Genomic DNA, 6,640 nt, shown 5'->3' with positions numbered 1-6,640 from the left:
TGGGGACTCACTCCCTTGCCGCCTTTAAGCAACTCGAATTATTTTGGGTATATACGTAATGATTTTACGCCAGGAAGTTTGCTATAATAAAAGCGAGTGTTATCTGGTACAAAAAATCATCGTCACTTGCATTGATAATATATTTCGGTATTGCAAGGCGGGGCTGATAAATAGTGTTGAGATACCTTAAAGGAACTATTATTTTTCTTGGCTGGCTAAGAGCCTATCCCACCAGGCGTTATTGGCGCAGTCAGTTTGGACACGGACAGCGCGTAAAAACCGGAGCGTACACGTAGTACGTGAGGATTTTGAGCACTGCCCAGGTCCAGAATGGCAAGTAAAATAGCCCTAATGGGATAGGCCCTAAATGTAGGGGATTTTATTTTCTCATCTATGCCTTGCTGGTAGTAGGGGTAGAATGTAATGGGCCAATTTCCACCGTATGATTGATAAATATCCTCAAGTGAAGCATCAATATTCTGTTTCTGGTTTCGCTATTAGCGGTGAACTTTTTGAAAGGTAAATCATTGTCGTCACCAGACCAATAATGGCGACAGAGATAGCTATACCGATCCAGATGCCATACAGGGCATACCCCAGGACAAATCCGCCCAATACGGGGGATATAAAATCAGCGATTGCGATTAATGCCTGTGCCGTTCCGATGACGATACCTTGTCGGGCAGGCGATACATGGACGGACAAGGCGGCAAGATAAGTGGGTTTGGCTAGCGCATCAGCGATGCTAATACAAACGATAGCAAAAATAAGCACTGGTATGGTCGTGGCGATACCCGCAGTGAGAAATCCAGTACAAAGAAGGGCGAAGATTAGGATAATTAGCTTTCGCTCCGAAAAATATTGGCTCACCCAACCTAACAGAAATAGCTGAACGAAAATATTAATGACCCCGTCCGCCATTAACAGGTAGCTTAACGCTTTTGGCCCAAAGGGAAGCCCATTCCAGATGAAGGTATCAGAAAGAAAAACAGGTAATTGTGAAGAGTACATGCCATAGGCGAAGAAATGACAAAGCATTACGATAATTAAGACGCGAAGGACTGGCATCTTTAAAATAGCGCGGGCAGAGAACGCTGCTATTTTATCTGTGGGACGTGATGTTGTGGAAGGGGCTTTTAACCCCCAAATCGCGACCAGGGCAGACCCAAGGACAAGTATAAAGGCAGCGTAGATCGGCGCGCTCAGACTGATACGCGATAGCCACCCTGAAACGCCTGCCCCGACAATACCGCCTAAACCAATGCAGCCTGTGAGGATACCGATTGCCTGACGCCGATTTCTGACGTGCGTACAATCGGCAATATAGGCTGCGGCGGCTGACAAATTCCCGGCGCTAATGCCAAAAAGCGTGCGGGCGAGCAGGATAAACAGGATACATTGCGCGTTGGCAAGTAATAGTAAACTTATCGCCGCAATAGCCAGCGTGACAACCAGTATTCGCTTGCGGCCAACGCGATCGGAAAGGTGGCCAATCAGGGGCGCTGCACAAAATTGGCTAAAAGCCTCAGTGGCGATGATGATTCCAATGATAAGCGGCGAACCGCCCATCTCGCGGATATAAAAAGGCAGTACCGACATCACAGCCGCTGTACTGGCGGCGTAAAGGCCGACAAGCAGGAAAACAGGCAAAATACGCCGCTTGTTGAGCGGGGTGATAGTTTCACTGTCGGTGTTCTCATAGACATTAGTATTCATCTTTAATCCCTATGGCAAAATGAGAGAGATAATTTTCAATATCGTTGCTCTGTTTGCCGTGAAAGAATGCGCCGACATAGCCATCGGGTCGGATCAGCACGCATTGACCCGTCGCCAGATGATAGGACTCCCGGAAGTGCCCCAGGGTATCGATGAGCTCGTCCTGCTCGCCAATGTGATGAATACGCAGTCCTCGCCGCGCATCGATGACCTTACCGTGGGTTTCGTAGGCCAACAGATTCCAGTCCGGACCCTGGAGTAACTGAAATAATCGTAATGATTGGCCGCCGGCGCCCAAAAGAGGAGCATCCGGAGCTCTTTCTCCCGCTTGTAACCCATGCTGACGTTCGGGCAACGTGTGGGCTAAGGGGGAGTCGGTATACTGGATGTCAAGTTGTTGAACGTCGCGTTCTCGTTTGATGCCACCCTGTTTTTGAGAGTCAAGTAATCGGGTCGAAAGGTGGAGCAGTGATTCGGCTACCGGGCGGCGTTCCTGTTCATAGCTATCGAGAAGCTCTTCTCCTGCGCCCCGCAGCGAGGCTGCCATTTTCCATCCCAGGTTATAGGCATCCTGGATGCTGGTATTTAACCCTTGCCCACCCGTCGGCGGATGCACATGAGCGGCATCACCGGCTAAAAATACCTTACCCACACGGTAATGTTCCGCTATGCGCGCATTCATCTGGTACTTTGATACCCAGGGAATCGAATGGATGCGAACATCCGTCCGCCCGATTCGCTCAGTAAGAAAAGCCGTGAGCACGTCGGCTGAGAAATTCTGCGAGTCGTCCGGGGCCAACAACGCCTGGATTTGAAAGAGCTGTGTGCCGGCGAGAGGGCAAATCGTTATCATCCGCGTCATATCGCCATCGTTAAAATGGTGCCATACATCCCGGTTTAGACCGGAAAGCGAAGCGTCAGCCACAAGCGCATGGATTCCCAACGTACGACCGGAGAAGCTAACGCCTAATTTCTTTCTGACAAAACTTCCGCCGCCATCCGCGCCTATCAAATAATGCGCGATGATGACCTCTTCTCCAGCCGGCCCGGCAACATACGCGGTGACCGTGCGTGGGGTTTGCGCAAAATGTCGTAACTCGCAGCCGAACTCCACCCGATGTCCCCATGCTTTTAATTGCTCCCGCATAATCGTTTCTGTCACGTTCTGTGGAACCATCAATGGCAGATGGTAGGGTTCGGCGTGGGTCGGTTTTGTATGATGCGCAATATCTGAATCTACATAGCTTCCGTCGTGACGGTAGGTTCGTAGTCGGGGATAGAGCCCGCCGGCGGCGACCACTTTATTGAGTATTCCAAGATCCTCGAAGATTTCTTGCGTTCGCGGCTGAATACCTTTACCGCGGGAGCCGGTAAAAGGCGTCGTTCTTTTCTCAATCAGGCGAAATGAGACCCCGTGACGCGCCAGTTCGATGGCTAAAGTAAGCCCGGTAACGCCAGCGCCGCAGATCAGTACATCTGTAGTGGTGTATCTTGTCATCGTCTCTCCGATATGTGTATTATGCACATAAGAGGAGACATGCTATGTCAGAAAATAAAAATGTGCAAGATACACATATTTCCGAGCAAATGAAGGCGCTTCACGGTGCGTTGATTCGCGTGGTGAGCGCGCTTAACCGGCCTCGTAATGATGAGAAATTAATTGCAGAGGCGGGGATTCAACTCGATCGTGCGCTATTTTCGATCCTTATTAGTATCGAACGTTTAGGGCCGATTGGCGTTGTTGAGTTAGCCGAACGTGCCGGTCGTGATTATACGACGGTAAGCCGACAGGTCGCCAAACTGGAGAAGCTGGGGTTGATAATACGGCAGCATAATGCCATCGATCGTCGTATACGCGAGGCCGTTATCTCCCGTACAGGAAAGGCGATGACGGAGCGTATAGACGCTGCGCGAGAGCAAATGGGCAAAGTTGTTTTTAAAGACTGGCCTCAGGATGAACTTGATGTCTTTGTTCGGTTAATGCAAAAGTTTGCCGATGCAATGGATAGCGATGCTTCAATGCCGGAATAAGCAAAAGAAAAGGGCGGTCAAATCCGATCGTCCAGCTTAATATCGGTATCTGACATTGATTAAATAGCCAGCAAAGTAAATATAACAACAACATTTATCGAGTTAATTTTCACCCTTTGAAAGGCCAACGTATACTGCAGAATATGGCTATATAACAATCGCCGTATCAATGGTTTTTCAAAGGGTAAATATATGCTTACCGAAAAATATGATTTTCGCATTACCGATCAGATGACTATCCCACTCAGACCTCATTGGATAGCCAATGATTCATTCAGGGAAAAGTGTAAGATGCTTGTCCTCAACCGGAGTAAAGGGGAAATTCATAAGGTAGACTTTAGTAAAGTAACAGATTATATCAAAGAAGGTGATGTAATCTGTTTTAACGACAGTGCTATAATAAACTATATGTTTATCTGTAAAACAAGGCAGAATAAATTAATTAAAATTGTTTTAGAGGGGTTTTTACCAAATAATAGAGTAATTATTTCCGGACTTTTAAAAGAAAGGTTTAATGCGAATGATGTTTTTTATTTGGTTGATAATCCTGGTATTTCTATTGAGGTAGAGCAAAAGTTTAGCGAAGAACGTCAGTACCGGGCCGTCGTAGAAAATTATGAGGCCTTAATTTGTTATTTAGCCAGTCATGGTGAGCGTCTTGATGAGTATGTGGATTCCAGCTTGTTTTATAAATATCCAGATGCTTATCGTTCCGTTTTTTCTAAAAAGTATGGCTCTTTGGAAATACCCTCTGCCGGCATTCATTTTACCTGGGATCTTATCCAAAAAATCAAAGATAAAGGTGGGTTAATATCTTTTGTTACTTTACATGTTGCATCAACAGAAATGTTGTCCAACAGAAAAATACAAACAAAATGTGTAGAGGATGTGACTATCAACGAAGAATACTACGAGGTTCCACAAGCAACAGCGGATATCATTAATACTGCGAAGCAAAATGGCGGACGCATTTTTGCCATAGGAACTACCGTTACACGATGCCTGGAATCTGCGTATTCGAGGGAGCACAATTGCCTCAAAGCAAGTTCTGGCTGGACTGCGCTTTATATACATCCAGGTTATCAACTGAAAGTGGTTGACTGCCTGCTAACGAACTTACATCAGCCAAAAACGACGCATATGGTGTTAACTGGTCAGTTTGCTGGGGTTGATCTACTCATGAAGGCCTATGCCTCAGAAGATATCCAGTCATGTCAGTTCGATATGTTTGGTGATTGCATGTTAATCATACAGGATGAAGGGCAGGGATGAATAAAATAAAACCGGTACAATGCTACCGGTTTTACCGAGAATAAGCATCAGGGGATTCGGGCAATAACCTTTATTTCGAAATCAAAGCCGGCCAGCCAGGTAACGCCAACAGCGGTCCAGTTAGGATAAGGGGGATGGGCAAATATCTTCTGTTTCACCGCCATCACGTCGTTAAGTTGTTGCTCTGGATCGGTATGGAAGGTGGTGACATCCACTATGTCATCGAATGTGCATCCTGCTGCAGTCAGCGTTGCTTTCAGGTTTTCAAAAGCAAGCCTCACTTGTTTTTGAAAATCAGGCTCCGGCGTGCCGTCTGTGTGACTGCCTACCTGGCCTGAAACAAACAGTAAATCACCAGAACGGATGGCTGCGGAATACCCATGTTCCTCATACAGAGAATGGCGATCGGCAGGAAAAACCGCGATACGTTGCGTCATAATGTTATCCTCAGATAGCGTAAACACTCCGGGCTGGAATAAAATGAATGTCACATACACAACGTAGGCCATAGTTTCATATACGTGACATATGTCAAGGTGCAGTCACATAAAAGAACTGGGCCTGTTTGTCGTATCGCTTGACGGGAAAGAGAGCATTTCCAGAGTGATTAGCTTCTGTGTCGTGTCATTTTGTAGACGGCATCATTTTCTCGCTTTCCAACACCAATGACAGTTACCGTGATAATTTCATCTTCGACGCTGTACACCAGTCTGTATCCTGCACCACGCAGCTTAATTTTGTACTGATCCTTTCTTCCATGCAATTGAGAAGCCGGAACCCGAGGGTTTTCAAGCCGTTCCCGTAACTTTTTTTTAAACTGTTCCTGTATAGTATGTCCCAGCTTTTTCCACTCTTTTAGTGCAGATTCGTTAAATGCCAGCTTATAAGTCATCAATGTTGACCTCAATGACGCGTTCATTCGCACGCTCATCGATAATACGACCGAGTTCTTCATCCTCAAGAATATCCATAAGATGAGCATAAAGTGCCGGAGGAACACAGTAGAAAGCCGGTTCATTACGGTTAAGAATGGCAACTGGAGCGCCATCTCCGGCATTGAAAGTTCCCATTGGATCACGTTTCAGTTCTGTAATGCTTGCTGCAGTAGTCGTTAAAATTTGAAATGCCATAATTTACCTCCTAGTTGATGACTAAATATAGCACCTTTAATAGTACTAATAAAAGCATCCTTCACGAAGGAGATTCAGCTCCAGCCCGGTCAGTGATGCGGGCAGCTGACGGTTTTTTCAAGGCTAAGCTCTGATGTCCAGAACCTAACTGCTTGTATCGATTACCAGGAACGTTAACAGCGTGCGCACCAGCTTGCCATTGTCTAATTCAAGCACACGACGAACAAATGTGTTAAAACAATCCTATAAAGTGGTTGCATTGCCAATGCATAAAGTTAATTTAATCAGGAAATTAGAGTATGGATACAGTTGAAGAGCTTAATAGCACTTATTTTTATGCCGGACGTTCAAATCTGACTGCTAGTCAGTTGCTGTTTATGATTTTCTGCGAAAACACTGCCAATCAGTTGGGTGTTCAGGATTTTGGTAAGCGTACAGCGAGAACCGTATTGACGAGTACAGGCTATTTGGAAGGCAGTGTGACCCGCCAC

Annotated in this window: 7 protein-coding genes and 3 pseudogenes; 3 read left to right on the top strand and 7 right to left on the bottom strand. The window is 46.3% G+C overall.

The features are described 5' to 3' along the window. Nucleotides 1-44 precede the first annotated feature (44 nt). From ACLD4K_RS21635 to ACLD4K_RS21620, 4 genes and pseudogenes are all read right to left on the bottom strand, one after another. Nucleotides 45-217 (bottom strand): annotated as a pseudogene (locus tag ACLD4K_RS21635) (PhoPQ-activated protein PqaA family protein); the annotation flags it as partial. Between the two features lie 148 nt (nt 218-365). Then, a pseudogene (locus ACLD4K_RS21630) lies at nt 366-479 on the bottom strand (PhoPQ-activated protein PqaA family protein); the annotation flags it as partial. After that, nucleotides 472-1,716, bottom strand: a complete 1,245-nt coding sequence (locus ACLD4K_RS21625; RefSeq protein ID WP_411012480.1) for an MFS transporter — start codon at nt 1,714-1,716, stop codon at nt 472-474. The pseudogene ACLD4K_RS21630 and the gene ACLD4K_RS21625, both read right to left, overlap by 8 nt. Beyond that, nucleotides 1,706-3,214 carry an FAD-dependent oxidoreductase gene (locus tag ACLD4K_RS21620; protein WP_411012479.1) on the bottom strand — a complete coding sequence of 503 codons (1,509 nt, stop codon included), beginning with the start codon at nt 3,212-3,214 and terminating at the stop codon, nt 1,706-1,708. Before ACLD4K_RS21620 ends, ACLD4K_RS21625 begins: the two co-directional genes overlap by 11 nt. Nucleotides 3,215-3,258: 44 nt before the next feature. On the opposite strand from ACLD4K_RS21620, the gene ACLD4K_RS21615 reads away from it, so the two are divergent. Together ACLD4K_RS21615 and ACLD4K_RS21610 are read left to right on the top strand one after the other, a co-directional pair. Next, a complete protein-coding gene (locus ACLD4K_RS21615) occupies nt 3,259-3,747 on the top strand; it encodes a MarR family winged helix-turn-helix transcriptional regulator (protein WP_001293634.1) in 489 nt (162 codons plus the stop codon). 192 nt (nt 3,748-3,939) lie between these two features. Continuing rightward, complete coding sequence (locus ACLD4K_RS21610) at nt 3,940-5,019, top strand: S-adenosylmethionine:tRNA ribosyltransferase-isomerase (protein ID WP_411012478.1); 1,080 nt, start codon at nt 3,940-3,942, stop codon at nt 5,017-5,019. Between the two features lie 47 nt (nt 5,020-5,066). Here the strand turns inward: ACLD4K_RS21610 and ACLD4K_RS21605 are convergent, their stop codons facing one another. The 3 genes from ACLD4K_RS21605 to ACLD4K_RS21595 all read right to left on the bottom strand — a co-directional run bounded on the left by ACLD4K_RS21605 (nt 5,067) and on the right by ACLD4K_RS21595 (nt 6,149). Further along, nucleotides 5,067-5,456, bottom strand: coding sequence for a RidA family protein (locus tag ACLD4K_RS21605; protein WP_079972972.1), 390 nt, complete (start codon nt 5,454-5,456; stop codon nt 5,067-5,069). Nucleotides 5,457-5,626: 170 nt separating this feature from the next. Next, a complete protein-coding gene (locus ACLD4K_RS21600; protein WP_000221343.1) occupies nt 5,627-5,911 on the bottom strand; it encodes a type II toxin-antitoxin system RelE family toxin in 285 nt (94 codons plus the stop codon). Further along, nucleotides 5,901-6,149 (bottom strand): type II toxin-antitoxin system Phd/YefM family antitoxin, encoded by a 249-nt coding sequence (locus ACLD4K_RS21595; RefSeq protein WP_000885424.1) that lies wholly within the window; start codon nt 6,147-6,149, stop codon nt 5,901-5,903. The genes ACLD4K_RS21600 and ACLD4K_RS21595 overlap by 11 nt, the downstream gene beginning before the upstream one ends. Nucleotides 6,150-6,448: 299 nt before the next feature. On the opposite strand from ACLD4K_RS21595, the pseudogene ACLD4K_RS21590 reads away from it, so the two are divergent. Beyond that, nucleotides 6,449-6,640, top strand: a pseudogene (locus tag ACLD4K_RS21590) (STM2901 family protein); the annotation flags it as partial.

The sequence above is a fragment of the Salmonella sp. 741265055_HSA genome (assembly GCF_046569525.1).
GTDB classification, from domain to species: domain Bacteria; phylum Pseudomonadota; class Gammaproteobacteria; order Enterobacterales; family Enterobacteriaceae; genus Salmonella; species Salmonella enterica.
This window is presented reverse-complemented; position numbering and strand designations above follow the sequence as displayed.